Genomic DNA, 18315 nt, shown 5'->3' with positions numbered 1-18315 from the left:
CCGGCGGCCACCGCGGCGAAGGCGTCGGGGTTGTCGAGCACGATGTTGTGCCCGGCGCCGGGGACGGTCAGCACGCACACGCCTGCCGCCTCCAGCGCCTCGCGCGCCTCCCCACGGTCCTCGCCTTCCTCCGGCACCTGGACGACGCGGACGCGCAGGCGGCCGTACTGCGGCGCCGGCTCGCCTTCCTGGAGGAGCCCGCCGGCTTCTTCCACGAGGGCGACCGGCCGCTGAGCGCCGAGGAGGTGGACGATCCCTTCCGGCGCGGGGTGCTGACCATCGCCCGCGCCACCTCGCGGGAAGAGCTCCGCTCGCTGCGGGAGACGATCACGTCGCTCCCCGAGTGAGCCCGTCAGCCCGTCGGGGCCACGGGCTCCTCCGGTGCCGCGGGCGGCTCGGTCGGCGTCGGCGCGGGTGGCCCGAACAGGACGGCCCGGGCCACGGCCGGCGCGAACAGGGCGGTGACGGGCGCGGACAGCGTCAGGACGGCACGGAAGGCCCGGCCCACGACAGGGTCGCCGGGGGCACGCTCCTGGACGCGGCTCAGGTACCACCCGGCGACCTGGTCCCCGGGCCTGCCGTCGACCGCCGTGCCGACCGCGCCCGGCATCTTGCGGTCCGCCCCGGCGGAGATGTCCCACGCGAGCCGGGACGCCGCCAGGAGCGCCTGCTGCACGCGCCGTGTCGTGGGCGTCCGGCGCCGGTCGGCGAGCGCGTCCCGCAGGGCGACCGCGCTCATCGCGGCCACGGCCATGCCCTGCCCGTAGATCGGGTTGAAGGTGCACAGGGCGTCGCCGGTGGCGAGGAATCCTGCCGGTCGGCCGGGCAGGTCGTGGCGTCGGCGGACGTTCGCGGTCCGTCGGTGGCCGAACGCCGGGGAGAGCGGTTCGGCCTCGGCCAGCCACCGGTGCAGGGGTGGATGCGGCAGCCTCTTGGCGTACGTCACGAACTCGTCGTCACCCGTGGGCGGTTCGTCGCCGCGCAGGCCCGAGACGATCACCAGATGACTGCCGTCCTCCAGCGGCAGTGCGCCTCCGGCGTGCACCTGCTCGGGGTCGGGATAGGCGTAGTAGCCGCGGGTCTCGCCGTCGAGGGCGCCGTTCGTGCCGCGGTAGACGCGGGAGGCGTAGGCGAGTCCGGTGTCGATGGTCTCCTCGCGCGGGCGCTCGGCGCCGATCGCCGCGAGCCACTGCGGGGCCTTCGTGCCGCTGCCGGAGGCGTCGACGACCAGATCGGCCTCCAGGGGGCGGGACTTCGCGCGCGTGTCGCCGGAGCGGTCCCGCACCAGCACACCCCGCACGCGCGTGGCGTCACCGAGGAGCCCGACGGCGTCGGTCCCCTCCAGCACGCTGATCACCGGGTCGGCGAGGACCCGCCGCCGCACCAGTTCCTCCAGCTGTGCGCGGGAGCCGGTGTAGATGTGCGTCGACGCGGGCACGCGCCGGAACCAGCGGCCGCTCTGCCACAGCACCATGTCGGCGGGCATGCCCACCCGAGGCGCCCCCGCCTCGCGCAGCTCCGCCAGGAACCCCGGCAGCAGTGACTCCAGGGCCCGCTGGCCGCCCTGGAGCAGGACGTGCGGGTGGCGGCCCTGCGGCACCCCGGGCCGTGGCTTGGCGCCCTCCGGGAACCGGTCGCGCTCGACGACGGTCACCCGCTCGGCGTGCCCGGCCAGGACGTGCGCCGCGAGAAGCCCCGCGAGGCTCCCGCCCACGACGACGGCATGCCGTCCGTCCCCGCCGCCTGCTCCCCTACGGCCTGTCCCTCCGGCAGCGTTCACCGCATTCCTCCCCCTGGTCATCATGTCGTGAGACGACATGAGTATCCCTTCCCGCACAGGGCATTGACCGTTTTCCGGCCCTTCTGCGCGACAAGGGAAGGTCCGCCTCGGGCTCGGCGCGGTGAGTGGAATACGGCCCTCCGCGAACGACGACCGCACCGCCGCCCTCCGGCCCTCTTCTGCCGCCGGGGCTCCGACTTTACGTTGAGTGGAAGAAGACGAACGTTCGCCAGGATCACGTCACGCAGGGGGAAGGTGGTCGGCATGTGGGGCAGGTTCCGCGAGTCCAGCGCCCGATTCGTCGAAGCGCTGCGCACTGAGGCGCCCACCGGCGGGGAAGGCCGTGCGCACAATCTGTTCGAGGCCGCCGCCGCGTACGTCTCGGCCTGCGCGGAGGACGACCAGGACCGGATCGACGAGGCGTCGGCCTGGGTGTCGCCGGAGGCCCTCTCGTTCGGGGTCAACGAGCTGGCGTGCCGGGCCGTCATCGCCCTGGCGCGGGAGCGCGACGAGTCCCCGCGTACGGTGGCACGTGCGCTCCTCGGACTGCCGGCGGCCTGAGCGGTCGGCAAGAGTGGTCGATTCGCCCCCGTCCAGCCGGAAAACTGCAGCTCCGGGTGTTCTTGGGAGTCGTGACAAGCGCCTTCCGCGCACACTAGGGTGCGCGCCGTTGGACGAACCGATGGGGAGGCTGTGATGGCCGGGACGGACGAGGACGCCGTCGCCGCCGCGGACGACGCGCTCTATGTGCTGACGGCGGTGCTGCTGACGCCGGCGAAGTTCCCGAGCGTGCTGGGCGACGACTATCCGGAGGCGTGCGCGGCGCTCGGTCTGGCGCCGCTGGCGCACGGTTACGGCCTGGTGCTCGGCCAGGACGGCAGCGGCGCCCGGTGGACGGTCGTCATCGACGACGTCTCGCTGGTCGCCGTCGCCATCGCGACCTGGGACTGCGGCATGGAGTACGACCTGTCGCCCGACGAGCGCACGGTCGTGGCCGCGCTGCCCGGGTGGCCGCTCGCGGTCGCCGTCGCCGCGCCCGGGGTGCCGGCGCCGCACGATCCCGATCCGGAAGCCGTCGGCGGCCCGCCACTGACACCCCCGGACACCTCCACGTGGGGGGCAGCCCAGCGACGTCTGGGCGCCGACGAGATCGCGCTCCAGTGGGCGATGTGGCGGGAACAGATCGATGACGCGGCCTTCCTGAGCCCGAACGGCGGGTCCGCCCCGGGCGCCACGGCCGCGAACGGCAAGGGCTCCGACGGCAAGGCTTCCGACGGCGAAGCCTCGGACAGTGCGGGCCCGCACGGCGAGGGCTCCGACGGGGCGGCCTCGGATCCCGATGCCCCGAAGGGCAAACCCACGGCGGGCGGGGCCGCGAGCGACCGGGCCGCCGAGGGCCAGGCCGTCGGCGACGGAGCGTCGGGTGAATCCCGGAAGAAGGGGCCCAAGGGCCACAGCGGCATCCGGCGCGTCCTGGCCGAAGCCCGCGCCTACGTGGATTCGCCTCCGCCCCTGGGGCGCGTCCGGTCGTCCTTCGCGTCGGGCGACGCACGGACGCTGCGCGCCGACGGCCCCGGCTGGTCCCTGGTCGCCAGGACCGACGACATCGCGTTCGTGCTGCTCGACGACGAGCCCGGCGAGGTCCTGCCGGTGGGACGGGGCCCCGAGCTTCCGGGACTGCTGGCAGCACTCGACAAGATGGCCGTACGCCCCAGCTGAGCCGGTGCGCCGCACCGTCCGGGTCTCTTGTGACCCCGGCCGGTGCGGGTGCGTCAGCGGCCGAGTTCCTTGCGGGTGACGCGGCGCAGCCTGCGCCGCTGTGAGGGGTCCAGGGTGAGGTACGCGGCGGCCGGGACTCCCAGGATGATCAGGAATGCGGCCCACCAGGGCAGCCAGATCAGCAGGAGCAGTCCGACCGCCACTCCCCCCGCGGCGATCTTCGCGTTCTTCGACATGTACGTCGCCTCCTTCGCGGCGGTTGCCGCTCTCTGTCCTGGAAACGGGTCCGCGCTTCCCGCAGTTCCGCTCCGCGACCCTGAGACATCCCTGAGATGCCCCGGATACGCCTCGCCTAGCGGTCCGCCCGCAGCGGCTCGCCCACCTCGCGCATGTGACTCAGGGCCTGACGGTAGGAGTCGACGAGGCCCGTCTCCGTGTAGGGGATACCCAGATCCCGGCAGTGGGCGCGCACCAGAGGCTGCGCGAGACGCAGATGGGGCCGGGGCATGCTGGGGAAGAGGTGGTGCTCGATCTGGTAGTTGAGGCCGCCGAGGAACCAGTCGGTGAGGAGGCCGCCGCGGATGTTGCGGGAGGTGAGCACCTGGCGGCGCAGGTGGCCCCAGGACTCGCCGTCGGGGTCGGGCATCTCCATGCCCTTGTGGTTGGGGGCGAAGGCCATTCCGAGATGCAGGCCGAACAGGGCCTGGTGGATCGCCGCGAAGGCCAGGGCCTTGCCGGGGGACATGGTGGTCAGCAGGAGCGTGGCGTAGGCGGCGATGTGGCTCACCAGCAGAGCGCCCTCCACGGCACGCTCCCCCGGCGCCTGTCGGCGCAGGTCCCGGAAGCCCTGGATCTTCAGGGCGACGCCTTCGAGGAGGGTGAGCGGGAAGAACAGCCAAGCCTGGTGACGGGTGAGCCGGCGCCTGAAGCCGGTGCGCGTCCTGGCCTGTTCGCCGGTGAAGACGAGGACGTCCGCGGCGACGTCGGGGTCCTTGTCTATGTGGTTGGGGTTGGCGTGGTGCCGGTTGTGCTTGTGGTTCCACCAGGAGTAGCTCATCCCCAGCAGCAGATTGCCGTGGACGAGCCCGATGAGACGGCCGGCCGCCTTGTCGCCGGTGATCTGGGCGTGGCCCGCGTCGTGGCCTATGAAGGCGGTGCGGGCACAGAACACGGCCAGGAGCGGGGCCAGCAGCAGGGTCCGCCAGGAGTCACCGGACAGGGAGACGGCCGTGACGAGTCCGGCGAGGGCGAGTGTGTTGACGGCGACGGCCCGGGTGTACCAGCCGTGGCGGCGGTCCAGGAGGCCCCGGCCCTTCACCGCGCGCAGGAGGGGAGCGAACTCGCTGCCGCCGGGCGAGGGGCCGGACGTACCGCGCGGGCGGGGTGCGACGGTGGCGGTGCTCTGGGACATGTCCGGGCTCCGGCTCTCTCAGGAAACGTGCTGACCTGAGGAAACGTACGGACCGGTGACCGGTCGCGACCATGCGGCGACCCCCCGTGTGTGTGCGGGGGTCAGCACCGGGCGGACAGGGGGGTTGCCGACACCCCTGCGAAATGTGTCACAGACCACGGCCGCGAAGGGCCGGGCGGTGAGGTACCCTCGACCACCCCGACGACGTAGTCAAGTTTGAGGAGTTCCGCGATCTCTGTGCAGAGGGTTCCCGCGGCATCACCGTCCGAGATCTCCGAACTGGCCTCGTGCCGCGCCGTTTTCGTGCCCGGCGACCCGGCCCGCACCGGCCGCGTGGCCTTCTGGCAGCCCGACGGCGCTCCTCCACCCGCTGTGGCGGCGGGGACCGTCGAGGAGCTGGCACTCGTGACACCCGGCGGCGCCGGTGTGGAACTGGTGCGCCTGCCCGCGGTGTTGCTCCCGGTACGTGCCGCCCTGCCGGTCCTCACGCGTGCGCGTACCTCCACGCACGGGCACCGGGCGACCGTCTTCTGGGGCGCCGCGGCCGTGCTGGCCCTGCAGTGCGTGGCGCGCGGGCTGCTGCTGCCCGGTCTGTCCCCCACCGACCACGACGCCTGGCGGGTGGGCCCCATGGGCACCGCGGACGTCGAGCGGGTCCGCCGGCTCGCCGCGGCCATGCCGCCCGAGGCACACGCCGTACCGCTGAGCGGCGCCGAGCCGCTGCGGCTGCCCGAGCCCGAACTACTGCTGCGCGCCTTCCTGGACGCGGTCGCCGACACCCTCCCGCGTTCTCCCGCGGCGCCCCTCGTGACGGGCGCACCCGCCTACGCCGGCCGGGAACCGCGGCACATGCCCGAGCAGCGGGTCTGGGCGGCGGATGTCGCCGCCGGCCACGACGCGGGCGTACGCCTCTCGTTGCGGATCGAGGTGCGCGGGCTGACCGACGGCGAGGTGCCTGCCTTCCGGTCCGTCCTCCAGGTGCACAGTGTGAGCGATCCGACGATCGTGGCGGACGCCGCCGCCGTATGGGGCGGCTCCACCGCGTTCGGCCCCCATGCGCGGATGGACTGTCTGCTGGCGCTCCGCAGGGCCGCACGCGCGTGGCCCCCGCTCGCGCCGCTGCTCTCGGCGGCCGTCCCGGACGCGGTCGAACTGGCCGACGAGGAGATCACCGACCTGCTCGGCACGGGCGCGCACGCCCTGTCCGACCTGGGTGTCGAGGTGCACTGGCCGAAGGACATGGCCAGAAGGCTCACCACGCGCGCGCTGGTCGGCCCGCCGGACGGCCACGACCGGGGGTCGGCGGACACGCCGTCGTTCCTCTCCGCGGACGCCCTGCTCGCGTTCGACTGGTGGTTCGCCCTGGGCGGCCAGCAGCTCACGCGCGAGGAGCTGGACCGGCTCGCCGAGGCCAACCGCCCCGTGGTGCGACTGCGTGACCAGTGGGTCCTGGTCGACCCGCACGAGGTGCGCCGGGCCCGGGCCCGCCAGGACCGCAAGGTGACTCCCGTCGACGCCCTGAGGGCCGCCCTGACGGGCTCCGCCGAGGTCGACGGCCTCCCGGTCGATGTGCGGCCCACCGGGTGGCTGGCGGCCCTGCGGGACCGGCTGGCGGACCCGGAAGGCCAGGAGCCGGTTCCGCAGCCCGCCGCGCTCGCCGCACCCCTGCGGGACTACCAGCGCCGGGGCCTGAACTGGCTGGCCCGCATGACGTCCTCGGGCCTCGGCTGCTGTCTGGCCGACGACATGGGACTCGGCAAGACGATCACTCTCATCGCGCTGCATCTGCACCGCCAGACCGACCCGGCGACCGCGGGCCCCACGCTTGTGGTGTGCCCGACGTCCCTGATGGGCAACTGGCAGCGCGAGATCGAGAAGTTCGCCCCGGGTACGCCCGTGCGCCGCTTCCACGGTCCGCGCCGCGAGCTCGACGGCCTGGCCGACGGGGAGTTCGTGCTCACCACGTACGGCACGATGCGCCTGGACGCCCCCCGGCTCGCGGACGCCGGGTGGGGGATGGTCGTGGCGGACGAGGCGCAGCACGTGAAGAACCCGTACTCGGCGACGGCCCGCGAACTGCGCTCGATCGGGGCACGCGCACGCGTGGCGCTCACCGGAACCCCGGTGGAGAACAACCTGTCCGAGCTGTGGGCGATCCTCGACTGGACGACTCCGGGGCTGCTGGGACGGCTCGGTACCTTCCGGGCCCGGTACGCACAGGCCGTCGAGAGCGGTCAGGACCCGGCCGCCGCGGAGCGTCTGTCCCGGCTGGTGCGCCCCTTCCTGCTGCGGCGCCGCAAGTCGGATCCCGGCATCGCCCCGGAGCTGCCGCCGAAGACCGAGACCGACCGTGCCGTGTCGCTGACCCCGGAACAGACCGGCCTGTACGAGGCCGTGGTGCGCGAGACCCTGGCGGAGATCTCCGGGGCGGACAGCATGGCGCGGCGCGGGCTGATCGTGAAGCTGCTGACCGGGCTGAAGCAGATCTGCAACCACCCGGCGCAGTTCCTCAAGGAGGACGAACCGGTCATCGTCGGCCGCTCCGGCAAGCTGGAGCTGCTGGACGAACTGCTCGACACCATCGTCGCCGAAGGGGCGAGCGTCCTGGTGTTCACGCAGTACGTGCGCATGGCCCGTCTCATCGAGCGCCATCTGGCAGCGCGCGGCCTGCCGACCCAGTTCCTGCACGGCGGAACGCCGGTCGCCGGGCGCGAGGAGATGGTGCGCCGGTTCCAGGAGGGTGAAGTGCCGGTGTTCCTGCTGTCGTTGAAGGCGGCGGGCACGGGCCTGAACCTCACCCGGGCCGAGCACGTCGTGCACTACGACCGCTGGTGGAACCCTGCCGTCGAGGCGCAGGCCACCGACCGCGCGTACCGCATCGGCCAGACGCGCCCCGTGCAGGTGCACCGGCTGATCGCGGAGGGGACGGTCGAGGACCGTATCGCCGACATGCTGCGCAGCAAGCGGGAGCTGGCCGAGGCGGTGCTCGGGTCCGGCGAGGCGGCGATGACCGAGCTGACGGACGCGGAGCTGGCCGATCTGGTGGAACTTCGAGGGGGCGCACGATGAGCGGACACGCCGGTGACAGGGAGCGCACGTTCGCGGCGCTGCCGCCCGCCCAGGGGCGGGGTTTCGCGCAGACGTGGTGGGGCCGGGCCTGGCTGCGGGCGTTGGAGGACGCCGCGCTGGACACGGCGCAGGTGAAGGCGGGCCGCGGTCTCGCCCGCGCGGGCGCGGTGGGCGCGGTGTCGGTGCGTCCCGGGCGCATCACGGCGGTCGTCCTGGACCGTGACCGCACCACGCACCGGGCCGACGTCCTGCTGGGTGAACTGTCCGCCGAGCAGTGGGACCGCTTCCTCGACATGGCCGTCGAGCGGGCCGGTCACGTCGCGGCGCTGCTGGACCGCGAGATGCCACCGCATCTGGTGGAGGACGCGGCGTCCGCAGGCATCGAACTCCTGCCGGGGCTGGGCGATCTGGAACCGGAGTGCGACTGCGGCGCCTGGGACCACTGCGGGCACACGGCGGCCCTCTGCTACCAGGTGGCCAGACTGCTGGACCAGGACCCCTTCGTCCTGCTCCTGATGCGCGGTCGCGCCGAAGGCGCCCTCCTGGAGGCTCTCCAGGCCCGCAGCGCGGCACCCGAGCCGGAGGTGGCCGCGCCGCAGGGGGTGACGGCCGCCGAGGCGTACGCGGCCGGAGAGATCCTGCCGCCGCTGCCCGCGCCGCCGGAACTGCCCGAGGAGCCCGGCCTGCCGCCGTCGTTGGACACCGAGGCACCGCCGGGCCCGGGCGTCGACCCGGTCGCCGTCCGTCATCTGGCCGCCCGGACCGCCGTGGAGGCACGTCGTCTGCTCGCGGAGGCGCTGCGCCCGCCGTCCGAACCTCGTGCTCCCGTAGTCGAGTTGACGACCGCTCAGGACGCGGTACGACTCGCCGTGGCCGTGCCCGACCAGGCGCTGGCGGAACGGCTCGCCGTCGGATCGGGGCGCGACCCGCGGGCGCTGGCGGACGCCACGCGCGCGTGGGAGCTCGGTGGCGCGGAAGCACTGTCGGTGCTGGAGGAGGAATGGGAGCCGTCGGGCGGCACACTCGCACGCGCGCGTGCCGCTCTGGACTCGGCCTGGGACGAGGACGAACGGCCCTCGCTCAGGGCGGACGGCAACCGGTGGTCGGCCGTCGACGCGCCGGCCCAGGTACGCCTTGGCCGGGACGGGCGGTGGTGGCCGTACCGGAAGGAGCGCGATCGCTGGACACTCGCGGGCCCGTCGGCCCTGGATCCGGCGACGGCTCTGGCCTCGGCGCGGCTCTCCTCAGCCGAACCTCAGCGGTAGTGCGGCCAGTCCCCGCAGGAGCGTGCTGCTGCGCCAGGTCAACGTGCCCGGATCGGTCGCGAAGGCGAGAGCGGGCCGGTGGCGCAGCAGCAGGCGCAGGGCGACGGCCGCCTCGGCGCGGGCCAGCGGGGCGCCCAGGCAGTGGTGGGGGCCGTGGCCGAATCCCAGGTGCCCGCGCGTGGGGCGCCGTAGGTCGAAGCGGTCGGGCTCGGGAAAGCGCAGGGGGTCGCGGGAGGCCGCGGCGAGTGAGACCTGCACGGTGTCGCCCGCCTGGATCCGGGTGCCGTCGATGTCGAGCGGCTCGGCCGCGAAGCGGAACGCTGTGGCGTGCACGGGTGAGTGGTAGCGCAGGGACTCCTCGACCGCCGGCCCGATCAGGTCCGGTCGGTCGCGGAGCAGGGCGAGTTGGTCCGGGTGGGCCAGCAGCGCGTGGACGGTACCGGAGATCAGGTCGACGGTCGTCTCGTGGCCCGCGACGAGGATCAGGAACGCCATGCCGAGAAGCTCCTCGGAGCTGAGCCCATCGGCTGTCGCGAGGTCGCCCAGCAGGCCTGAGGTCCGCCCTTCGCGTCCACGGGCGATCAGATCCGCGAGGTACTCGGTCAGGGCGGCTCCGGCGGCGGCCGCCGCCCCGGGCGAGGTGGGCATGACCAGTTCGCCGGACCAGTCGTGGAACACCGCCCGGTCGGCGACGGGCACGCCGAGAAGCCCGCAGATCACCGTGACGGGCAGCGGCAGCGCGTAGCGGGCGACCAGGTCGGCCGTCCCCCGCTCAGGCAGTGTGTCGAGGAGGTCGCGCGCGACGGCTTCGATCATCGGGCGCAGCTCGGCGACGCTCCGGGCCGTGAAGTGGGACGCCACCAGCCGACGCAACCGGGTGTGCTGCGGAGGGTCGGTCTGGAGCATGTTGCGGCCGACGGCGTGTCCGCCGTCGCTTTGCCAAGTGGAGGAGTGCCGGATGTCGTTGCGCAGGCGCGGGTCGGCCAGCGCGGCTCGCGCCGCGTCGTGGGCGACGACGAGCCAGCACTCCCCGCTTCCGGGGACGAGGACGCGATGCACGGGCCCCTTGGCCCGCAGCGCGGCGTAGACGGGGTACGGGTCCGAGGCCAGGTCATGGCCGTCCGGGGCCAGCTCATGCAGAGTGGACGCGGGCATGGGGGTTCCTCTCGGTGGCGGTCGTCAGGCCTGCGGCATCCCGGCCCATCAGCTAGCGCTCGGCGCGCCAGATCTCGTGCACCGTGGCCGCGAGCGCCGTCGCCTGGGCGTGGCCGGCGCGGGCGGCCGCGGGGCGGCGCGCGTCGGACGTCATGTCGCGTCCCATGGCACGGCGTGCGACGCGGTCCGGGGTCACGAGGGTGACCCGGGCTCCTACGGCGGCGAGCGCGGCCGCCTGCCGTACGGCGCCGGGGTGGGGGCCCACGGCGGTGGGGATCGGGGCGACGGCCAGGACGTGGTGATGGCCGCGCGCAAGGTGGAGGTTGGCCGTGGCGCGGCTGCCGCCGTCGATCCAGCGACGGCCGGCCACGGTGACAGGGGGCCAGATGACCGGGACGGCGCAGCTCGCGGCGACGGCTTCGAGGAGCGTCACGTCCGAGTCGGCGTCGAAGGCCGTCAGTTCCCCGGAGAGGGCGTCGACGGCCGTGATCCGCAGCGCGTGGCCGGGCCAGTCCGCCACGCCGTGCAGCAGGGGGCGCAGTGCGTCGAACACGTCGGACTCGGGGCCCGTACGGGCGTTGAGCGCCGCGCGCCCGAGGCGCTGTACGGAGCGCCGCGGGTCACGGGAGCCCAGCGCGGCCCACAGGAAGCGGACGGTCTGTCCGAGGCCGACGCGGAGGTCCACCTTGTCGGCGCCGGCCAGTTGGCGTGCGTACAGCTCGCGCGCGGGCTCGCCGGCGAGGAGACGCGAGCCGAAGATCGCGCCGGCCGACGTCCCGATGACGACGTCCGCGCGCGCAGGGTCGACACCGGCGTCGCTCAGACCGGCGAGGACCCCTGTCATCCAGGCTCCGCCGACGGGGCCGCCTCCGCCGAGGACAAGTGCCGAACTGCCCATGTCTCACCCCTCCCAATGAAGTGGGGAGCACTCCCCACTTCCTTCGCCGACGATAGCATTGCTACCGGGGAGCACTCCCCGGTAATGCGAGAGGGCGATCATGACGGACGACGTGACGGCACCGGCACGGCGGCGCGACGCGCGACGCAACCGGGAACTGCTGACCGAAGCCGCCCACGAGGTGTTCACCGAACAGGGGCTGGAGGCACCCCTGGACGTGATCGCGCGGCGGGCCGGGGTGGGGAACGCCACGCTCTACCGGCACTTCCCGAGTCGGGCCGCGCTGGTCGAGGCGGTCTTCCGTGACCCGCTGACGGGCACCGTGGCCGCCGGTGAGCGGGCGCGCGCCGCCACGGATCCCTGGGAGGGGCTCGTCGGCTACCTGGAGGCCGTGTTCGCCGTCCTGGCCACCGATCGCGGCACGAACGACCTGATGACCACCCACATCGAGGGCGTCGAGTCCTTGCAGGCCGTACACGCCCACAACCGGGCGACCATGGAGCTGCTCCTGCGGCGCGGCCGCGACGAGGGAAGCATCCGCGCGGATGTCACCACGGAGGACGTCCTCTTCGCACTGGCCGCCCTCGGCCGGGCCGTCCCCTCGCTGACCACGGCCGTCGACCCCGCCGCCTGGCGTCGCCCTCTCGCCCTGCTCCTCGCCGGTCTGCGCGCCTCGCCCGCCGCCGCGCCCCTGCCCGCCCCCGCGCTGACGGCGGACGAACTCGGCGATGTGCTGCAGGGACTGGGGCCGCATCGGGCCCCTCGCAGCTCCCCCGGCTGAGCACGCGGCACGCACACGCGCGCGTGTGCATGCCGCGATGCCTCAGTGCCTCAGTGCCTCAGTGCCTTGATGGCTTAATGGCTTGATGCCTTGTCGGCTTGATGCCGGGTCGACGCACGGCCGATGCCACCCGTTCACCCTTCGGTCGTACGGCGTTCCGGGCGGGGCCCAAATCTGGCCGCTGTCACCGAACTTGGTTCCCAGGAGGCCCCATGTCCCCGCACGCCGACGGCCGACGCCCCTTCGGACGCACCGCAGCGGTGGGCCTGCCGCTCGCCCTGGTCGCCGCCCTGACCGCGGCGGCCCCGGCCACGGGCGCCCCTGCGGACCGGGCTCGGGTCGTGCGTACGTCGACGCTCGGCGAGATCCCGCTCGGCGTGTTCAGCAACCGGCTGCTGCCCGGCACGGTGAACGACGACCGCGGGGTGGATCTCGGCGGCATCGGCAGCGACATCAGCGCGACCGGCCGCAAGGGCGAGTTCTGGACCGTCACCGACCGCGGCCCCAACGGTCAGATCAAGGTGGGCGGCACCAAGCGCCGCACCTTCCCGGTCCCGGGCTTCGACCCGGCGATCGTCAGGATCCGCGTCACGGGCGACACCGTGAAGGTGCTCGACGCGATCCCGATCACCACCTCCTCCGGCGCAGCCGTCACGGGGCTCTCGAACCAGCGGGGGCGCGACGAGGCACCGTACGACTACAACGCGCTCACGGCGCTGTCGTACAACCCGAACGGTCTGGACACCGAGGGCATCGCGCGGTCCCAGGACGGGAGCTTCTGGCTCGTCGACGAGTACGGGCCCAGCCTGGTGCACGTCTCGGCGCGCGGGCAGGTCCTCACGCGCTATGTGCCCAAGGGGCTGAACCTCACCGGCGCCGACTACCCGGTGGTGGAAGCGCTGCCGTCGGTGCTGCTGCACCGGAAGGTCAACCGGGGCTTCGAGGGGCTCGCCCAACTGCCCGGCGGCGACCTGGTGCTGGCCGTGCAGAGCCCGCTGTCCCTGCCGGACACGGATGCCGGGGAGGCCTCCCGGACCACGCGGCTGCTGCGTTTCTCGCCGAAGAAGAAGGCGGTCACCGCCGAGTACGCGTATCGCTTCGACCCGGTGAACGTGGTGGACCCGAGCGAGGACGACACCTCCGAGCTCAAGATCTCGTCGGTCGTCGCGGTGGGCGGTGACCGGCTGCTGGTCGAGGAACGCACCGACAAGGCCGCACGGCTTCAGCTGGTGCGTCTGGAGCGGTCCTCGAACCTCCTCGGCAGCTCCTGGGACGACGACACCACGTCTCCCTCGCTGGAGCAGCTCGACGATCCGGCGGCCTCGGGCGTGCCCGTGCTCGCCAAGAAGCTGGTCGTCGACCTGGGCACGGTCGCCGACGTGCCCGGGAAGATCGAGGGTGTCGCGCGCGTGGACGAGGACACGCTCGCGCTGATCAACGACAACGACTTCGGGATGACGGACGGATCCGGGGCGTTCGACGCCGACGGCCGGCTGGTCGACAGCGGGGTGGAGACGACGGTGACGTACGTCCGGCTGCCGCACCGCCTCTGACTCACCCGATCAGCGACGGCAGCAACGACTCCAGATCGCTCGGGAACTCGCTGGGGATGTCACTCGGGAACTGCGAAGGGAGCTCGCTCGGCAGCTCGCTGGGCAGTTGGCTGGGCAGACTGAACGACGGCTCGGGCGAACCGCTCGTACTGGTCTGCGAGGCAGGACTCCTGTCCGGCGAGTCGTCGCTCCCCGAGGCCATGAAGACCACGACGAGGGCGACGGCCGCAGCGGCCGCGATCACGGCGAGCAGGGCGAAGAGTTGACTCCGACGCCTTCTGGGACCGCTCGGGCCGGGGCCGCCGACCGGACCCATCGGCTGGGTCGACGGCAGACCGCCGTAAGGGTTCGGGCCGTGGTGCCCGAAGTCGTCAGGAGGTGGTCCGAAACCACCGCCCGGAGGCGGTGTGTCACCCGGCGGTCCGGGCGGCTGGGGCGGTACCGGCGGCATGGCCATACCGTCCACGGTCGCCTCGAACCGGTCACGGGGCGACCCCCGCGCGGAGGTTGATACCGCCTCATGCCGTGGATGGCATGATTCCGGAACATTCCGCGCAGGGGTCGGGGCCCGATGCGCACGCGCGCGTGCCGTCGGCGGAGGCCACTCACGGCCGACGGCACACGCGCGTGGGTGTCGTTCAGCCGCGCGCACCCAGCAGGTGGTCCATGGCGAGCTGGTCGAGCTGCTCGAAGGCCATGCCGCGGGCCGCGGCCGCCTCCACGTCGAACTCCTCGAAGGCACTGCGGTCCGCGAGCAGCGACTTGAGGCCGTCCGCCGCCGTCTGCTGCGCCAGCTCGTCCAGACGCGAGGCGCGCAGCGCCTCCTGGACCTGCGGGTCGGCACGGAAGGCGGCCGCACGCTCCTTGAGGATGAGGTAGTTGCGCATGCAGCCCGCGGCCGACGCCCACACACCGTCGAGGTCCTCGGTGCGCGGCGGCTTGAAGTCGAAGTGCTTCGGACCGGCGTAACCGGCGCTCTCCAGGAGGTCGACGAGCCAGAAGGCGGCACGCAGGTCGCCCGCGCCGAAGCGGAGGTCCTGGTCGTACTTGATGCCGGACTGGCCGTTGAGGTCGATGTGGAAGAGCTTGCCCGCCCACAGGGCCTGCGCGATGCCGTGCGGGAAGTTCAGCCCGGCCATCTGCTCGTGGCCGACCTCGGGGTTCACGCCGTACAGCTCGGGGCGCTCCAGGCGCTCGATGAACGCCAGCGCGTGGCCGACGGTGGGCAGGAGGATGTCGCCGCGCGGCTCGTTCGGCTTGGGCTCGATGGCGAAGCGCAGGTCGTAGCCCTGCTCGGTGACGTACTCGCCGAGGAGGTCGAAGGCCTCCTTCATGCGGTCCAGGGCGACGCGCACGTCCTTGGCCCCGCCGGACTCGGCGCCCTCGCGGCCGCCCCAGGCGACGTAGGTCTCGGCGCCGAGCTCGACCGCCAGGTCGATGTTGCGGATCGTCTTGCGCAGCGCGTAACGGCGCACGTCGCGGTCGTTGGCGGTGAACGCGCCGTCCTTGAAGACGGGGTGCGTGAACAGGTTGGTGGTCGCCATCGGCACCTTCATGCCGGTCGCGTCCAGGGCCTCACGGAAGCGCTTGATGTGACCCTCGCGAGCGCTGTCCGAGGCCCCGAAGGGGATCAGGTCGTCGTCGTGGAAGGTCACGCCGTGCGCGCCGAGCTCGGCCAGGCGCTGCACCGTCTCGACGGGGTCGAGGGCACGGCGGGTGGCGTCGCCGAACGGGTCCCTTCCCTGCCAGCCGACGGTCCACAGGCCGAAGGTGAACCTGTCCTCGGGGGTGGGCTGGTAGTTCATGACGCGGCTCCTTGCTGCTCCGGACTATTTCGTCATGGCGCTTTACAAATTAGTATGCACACACGTCTCTGGGAAGAGACAAGGGTCTCCGGGACGGAGACACGAGCCACATCAAGGTCACGAGCCGCATCACGGTCATGAGCCGCATCGGTCATGAACCACGCAAAAAGGGAGAGCCCGATGTCAGCAGCCGAGGGTCCGCTCGTCGTCGGCGTGGACACGTCCACCCAGTCCACCAAGGCGCTGGTGGTCGACGCGGCCACCGGCCAGGTCGTCGCGCGCGGCCAGGCACCGCACACCGTGTCCTCCGGAGCCGGCCGGGAGAGCGACCCGCGCCAGTGGTGGGACGCCCTGTCCGAAGCCCTGCGCCAGTGCGGGGAGCCCGCGCGCGAGGCGGCCGCGGTGTCGATCGGCGGCCAGCAGCACGGCCTGGTCACGCTCGACGCGCGGGGCGAGCCGGTGCGCCCGGCCATGCTCTGGAACGACGTCCGCTCGGCGCCGCAGGCCAGGCGCCTCATCGAGGAGCTGGGCGGCCCGAAGGCCTGGGCGGAGCGGACCGGAAGCGTGCCGGGCGCCTCCTTCACGGTCACGAAGTGGGCCTGGCTCGCCGAGCACGAACCTGAGGCCCTGGACGCCACGAAGGCCGTCCGCCTCCCGCACGACTACCTCACCGAGCGGCTCACCGGGGAGGGCACGACCGACCGCGGCGACGCCTCCGGCACCGGCTGGTGGGCGTCCGCCACGGAGTCGTACGACAGCGAGATCCTGGCGCACGTGGGTCTCGACCCCGCCCTGCTCCCCCGCGTGGTACGGCCCGGCGAGGTGGCCGGCACCGTGCGCGACGGCCATGACCTGCCGTTCTCCAAGGGCACCCTGGTCGCCCCGGGCACCGGTGACAACGCGGCCGCCGCGCTGGGCCTCGGCCTGCGCCCGGGGACGCCGGTGATGAGTCTCGGCACCTCCGGCACGGTCTACGCCGTGTCCAAGCGGCGCCCCACCGACCCGACCGGCACCGTGGCGGGCTTCGCCGACGCCCACGGCGACTGGCTGCCGCTGGCCTGCACCCTGAACTGCACCCTCGCCGTCGACCGGGTCGCCGCCCTGCTGGGCCTGGACCGCGAGGCCGTGGAGCCGGTCTCGGGGGTCACCCTGCTGCCCTACCTCGACGGCGAGCGCACCCCGAACCTGCCGAACGCCTCCGGGCTGCTGCACGGCCTGCGCCACGACACCACCGGCGGCCAGCTCCTCCAGGCCGCCTACGACGGTGCCGTGCAGGCGCTGCTCGGGGCGCTGGACCTGGTCCTCGACGAGGACGCGGACCGTTCGACACCGCTGCTGCTGATCGGCGGCGGCGCCCAGGGCACCGCCTGGCAGCAGACCGTACGACGGCTCTCGGGACGGCCCGTCCAGGTGCCGGAGGCGAAGGAACTGGTCGCGCTCGGCGCCGCCGCACAGGCCGCGGGACTGCTGACCGGCGAGGACCCGGGCGCGGTCGCCCGGCGCTGGAACACGGCCGCCGGGCCGGTGCTGGAGGCCGTCGAGCGGGACGACCAGACGCTGGCCAGGATCGCCGGGGTACTCTCCGACGCGGCGCCGCTGCTGGAGCGGGGTACCTCTGAGAAGTGAGGGAGGCATGACCGCACCGCTGCACGACGCCCACCCGGCGGGACCCGGGCGCGGCCTGCCCGACACCCAGCAGGGCATGCGCCGCCGCAACCTGGCCCGGGTCATGCACACCGTCAGCGCCGAGGGACCGCTGTCGCGTGCCGCGGTCGCCTCGCGCATCGGTCTGACCCGGGCCGCGGTGTCGACCCTGGTCGACGAACTCATACGCTCGGGGCTCCTGGAGGAACTCGGCCCCGAGCGTCCCGGCCGGGTCGGCAGGCCCGGTTCCGCGCTCGCCGTGAGTGGGCGCGGGCCCGCCGGAATAGGCGCCGAGGTCGGCGTGGACCACCTCGCGGTCTGCGCGGTGGATCTGCGGGGGCAGGTGCGCACGCGGTCGGTGCGGTACGGCGCGAACCGGGGCCGCTCCCCCGAGCCGGTGATCGCCGAACTGACCGCGCTGGTGCGCCGGGTGGTGGCGGAGGCGGAGAGCGAGGGCCTGTGGCCCGCCGGCCTCGCGGTGGCGGTGCCCGGCCTGGTCGCACGGGACGCCCGGACCGTCGTCCGCGCCCCGAACCTCGACTGGCACGACACGGACCTGGGCGCTCTGCTGCCCGCGGACCTGCCGCTGACCGTGGGCAACGAGGCCAACTTCGGCGCGCTGGCCGAACTCTGGCTCGGCGACGGCACCCCCCATGACTTCCTGCACGTCTCGGCGGAGATCGGCATCGGTGCCGCCCTGGTCGTGGACGGGCAGCTGCTGCGCGGCACCCGCGGCTTCGCAGGCGAGCTCGGTCATGTCCCGGTCCGCCCGGACGGCCCCCGGTGCCCGTGCGGCGGGCGCGGCTGTCTGGAGCAGTACGCAGGCGAGGAGGCGGTGCTGCGGGCGGCCGGTCTGGAGCCGGGCGAGGACCGGGTCGGACTGCTCGCACAGCACGCGAAGGACGGCGACGAGGCCGTACGGGGCGCCCTGCGCGAGGCCGGGGAGGCGCTCGGCATCGCGCTGACCGGGGCGGTCAATCTGCTGGACCCCGAGGCCGTGGTGCTCGGCGGTGCGCTGGCCGGGCTCGCGCCGTGGCTGCTGCCCTCCCTTCGGGACGAGCTGGCCGGGCGCACGGCGGGTCCGGCCTGCCCGGTGTCCGTGTCCGGCCTGGGTTCCGAGGGGCCGCTGCTGGGGGCCGCGCACTCGGTGGTGCGGGCCGTGCTGGACGACCCGGCGGTTGTCGGCGAACGGGCCTGAGCCCCCGTCAACTCACCCCATCGGGTGACCGGGATAT

At 73.5% G+C, this 18315-nt stretch carries 15 protein-coding genes and 1 pseudogene; 9 read left to right on the top strand and 7 right to left on the bottom strand.

Going from position 1 to position 18315, the window contains the following annotated elements; genetic code table 11:
• Positions 1–113: 113 nt before the first annotated feature.
• Positions 114–347 (top strand): annotated as a pseudogene (locus AQI94_RS17845) (PadR family transcriptional regulator); the annotation flags it as partial.
• Between the two features lie 5 nt (positions 348–352).
• Here AQI94_RS17845 and AQI94_RS17840 read toward each other — a convergent pair.
• Positions 353–1714 (bottom strand): FAD-dependent oxidoreductase, encoded by a 1362-nt coding sequence (locus AQI94_RS17840; protein WP_031053295.1) that lies wholly within the window; start codon positions 1712–1714, stop codon positions 353–355.
• Positions 1715–2044: 330 nt separating this feature from the next.
• Here AQI94_RS17840 and AQI94_RS17835 point away from each other — a divergent pair, with 330 nt between their 5' ends.
• On the top strand, positions 2045–2341 hold the full coding sequence (locus AQI94_RS17835; RefSeq protein ID WP_031053292.1) for a hypothetical protein: 297 nt from the start codon (positions 2045–2047) through the stop codon (positions 2339–2341).
• Between the two features lie 135 nt (positions 2342–2476).
• Positions 2477–3499 (top strand): hypothetical protein, encoded by a 1023-nt coding sequence (locus AQI94_RS17830; RefSeq protein WP_062229808.1) that lies wholly within the window; start codon positions 2477–2479, stop codon positions 3497–3499.
• Between the two features lie 53 nt (positions 3500–3552).
• On the opposite strand, the gene AQI94_RS17825 is transcribed toward AQI94_RS17830, so the two are convergent.
• Both AQI94_RS17825 and AQI94_RS17820 read right to left on the bottom strand, forming a co-directional pair.
• Complete coding sequence (locus tag AQI94_RS17825) at positions 3553–3735, bottom strand: hypothetical protein (protein WP_031051366.1); 183 nt, start codon at positions 3733–3735, stop codon at positions 3553–3555.
• 116 nt (positions 3736–3851) lie between these two features.
• On the bottom strand, positions 3852–4910 hold the full coding sequence (locus AQI94_RS17820) for a fatty acid desaturase family protein (RefSeq protein ID WP_031051368.1): 1059 nt from the start codon (positions 4908–4910) through the stop codon (positions 3852–3854).
• Positions 4911–5147: 237 nt separating this feature from the next.
• Between AQI94_RS17820 and AQI94_RS17815 the strand changes: the two genes are divergently transcribed.
• The gene (locus AQI94_RS17815) at positions 5148–7979 is read left to right on the top strand and encodes a DEAD/DEAH box helicase (protein WP_031051371.1); all 2832 of its coding nucleotides are present in this window, start codon (positions 5148–5150) and stop codon (positions 7977–7979) included.
• The gene (locus AQI94_RS17810; protein ID WP_031051372.1) at positions 7976–9244 is read left to right on the top strand and encodes an SWF or SNF family helicase; all 1269 of its coding nucleotides are present in this window, start codon (positions 7976–7978) and stop codon (positions 9242–9244) included. The genes AQI94_RS17815 and AQI94_RS17810 overlap by 4 nt, the downstream gene beginning before the upstream one ends.
• On the opposite strand, the gene AQI94_RS17805 is transcribed toward AQI94_RS17810, so the two are convergent.
• Both AQI94_RS17805 and AQI94_RS17800 read right to left on the bottom strand, forming a co-directional pair.
• Positions 9224–10399, bottom strand: coding sequence for a cytochrome P450 family protein (locus AQI94_RS17805; protein ID WP_062229807.1), 1176 nt, complete (start codon positions 10397–10399; stop codon positions 9224–9226). The genes AQI94_RS17810 and AQI94_RS17805 overlap by 21 nt on opposite strands.
• A gap of 52 nt (positions 10400–10451) precedes the next feature.
• Positions 10452–11297 carry a patatin-like phospholipase family protein gene (locus AQI94_RS17800; RefSeq protein WP_062229806.1) on the bottom strand — a complete coding sequence of 282 codons (846 nt, stop codon included), beginning with the start codon at positions 11295–11297 and terminating at the stop codon, positions 10452–10454.
• Between the two features lie 100 nt (positions 11298–11397).
• Between AQI94_RS17800 and AQI94_RS17795 the strand changes: the two genes are divergently transcribed.
• Together AQI94_RS17795 and AQI94_RS17790 are read left to right on the top strand one after the other, a co-directional pair.
• Positions 11398–12078, top strand: coding sequence for a TetR/AcrR family transcriptional regulator (locus tag AQI94_RS17795; protein WP_031039599.1), 681 nt, complete (start codon positions 11398–11400; stop codon positions 12076–12078).
• 212 nt (positions 12079–12290) lie between these two features.
• Entirely contained in the window at positions 12291–13631 is a 1341-nt protein-coding gene (locus AQI94_RS17790; RefSeq protein ID WP_031039597.1) for an esterase-like activity of phytase family protein, read from the top strand.
• A gap of 1 nt (position 13632) precedes the next feature.
• On the opposite strand, the gene AQI94_RS42845 is transcribed toward AQI94_RS17790, so the two are convergent.
• The gene (locus AQI94_RS42845) at positions 13633–13875 is read right to left on the bottom strand and encodes a hypothetical protein (RefSeq protein WP_225890209.1); all 243 of its coding nucleotides are present in this window, start codon (positions 13873–13875) and stop codon (positions 13633–13635) included.
• Between the two features lie 394 nt (positions 13876–14269).
• Complete coding sequence (gene xylA, locus AQI94_RS17780) at positions 14270–15436, bottom strand: xylose isomerase (RefSeq protein WP_031039593.1); 1167 nt, start codon at positions 15434–15436, stop codon at positions 14270–14272.
• A gap of 180 nt (positions 15437–15616) precedes the next feature.
• On the opposite strand from xylA, the gene xylB reads away from it, so the two are divergent.
• Positions 15617–17062, top strand: a complete 1446-nt coding sequence (gene xylB / locus AQI94_RS17775) for a xylulokinase (protein WP_031039591.1) — start codon at positions 15617–15619, stop codon at positions 17060–17062.
• Between the two features lie 7 nt (positions 17063–17069).
• On the top strand, positions 17070–18278 hold the full coding sequence (locus AQI94_RS17770) for an ROK family transcriptional regulator (protein ID WP_031039589.1): 1209 nt from the start codon (positions 17070–17072) through the stop codon (positions 18276–18278).
• Positions 18279–18315: the final 37 nt, after the last annotated feature.

This window comes from Streptomyces pseudovenezuelae, from assembly GCF_001513955.1.
Classification (GTDB): Bacteria; Actinomycetota; Actinomycetes; order Streptomycetales; family Streptomycetaceae; genus Streptomyces; species Streptomyces pseudovenezuelae.
The sequence above is the reverse complement of the archived record's forward strand: the minus strand, read 5'-3'. Positions and strand labels throughout refer to the sequence as shown.

What these genes read in the sequence shown, in the direction of transcription:
- AQI94_RS17835 (WP_031053292.1), top strand. Translation starts at nt 2,045, where the DNA reads ATGTGGGGCAGGTTCCGCGAGTCCAGCGCCCGATTCGTCGAAGCGCTG.
- AQI94_RS17830 (WP_062229808.1), top strand. Translation starts at nt 2,477, where the DNA reads ATGGCCGGGACGGACGAGGACGCCGTCGCCGCCGCGGACGACGCGCTC.
- AQI94_RS17825 (WP_031051366.1), bottom strand. Translation starts at nt 3,735, where the DNA reads ATGTCGAAGAACGCGAAGATCGCCGCGGGGGGAGTGGCGGTCGGACTG.
- AQI94_RS17820 (WP_031051368.1), bottom strand. Translation starts at nt 4,910, where the DNA reads ATGTCCCAGAGCACCGCCACCGTCGCACCCCGCCCGCGCGGTACGTCC.
- AQI94_RS17810 (WP_031051372.1), top strand. Translation starts at nt 7,976, where the DNA reads ATGAGCGGACACGCCGGTGACAGGGAGCGCACGTTCGCGGCGCTGCCG.
- AQI94_RS17805 (WP_062229807.1), bottom strand. Translation starts at nt 10,399, where the DNA reads ATGCCCGCGTCCACTCTGCATGAGCTGGCCCCGGACGGCCATGACCTG.
- AQI94_RS17800 (WP_062229806.1), bottom strand. Translation starts at nt 11,297, where the DNA reads ATGGGCAGTTCGGCACTTGTCCTCGGCGGAGGCGGCCCCGTCGGCGGA.
- AQI94_RS17795 (WP_031039599.1), top strand. Translation starts at nt 11,398, where the DNA reads ATGACGGACGACGTGACGGCACCGGCACGGCGGCGCGACGCGCGACGC.
- AQI94_RS17790 (WP_031039597.1), top strand. Translation starts at nt 12,291, where the DNA reads ATGTCCCCGCACGCCGACGGCCGACGCCCCTTCGGACGCACCGCAGCG.
- xylA (WP_031039593.1), bottom strand. Translation starts at nt 15,436, where the DNA reads ATGAACTACCAGCCCACCCCCGAGGACAGGTTCACCTTCGGCCTGTGG.
- xylB (WP_031039591.1), top strand. Translation starts at nt 15,617, where the DNA reads ATGTCAGCAGCCGAGGGTCCGCTCGTCGTCGGCGTGGACACGTCCACC.
- AQI94_RS17770 (WP_031039589.1), top strand. Translation starts at nt 17,070, where the DNA reads ATGACCGCACCGCTGCACGACGCCCACCCGGCGGGACCCGGGCGCGGC.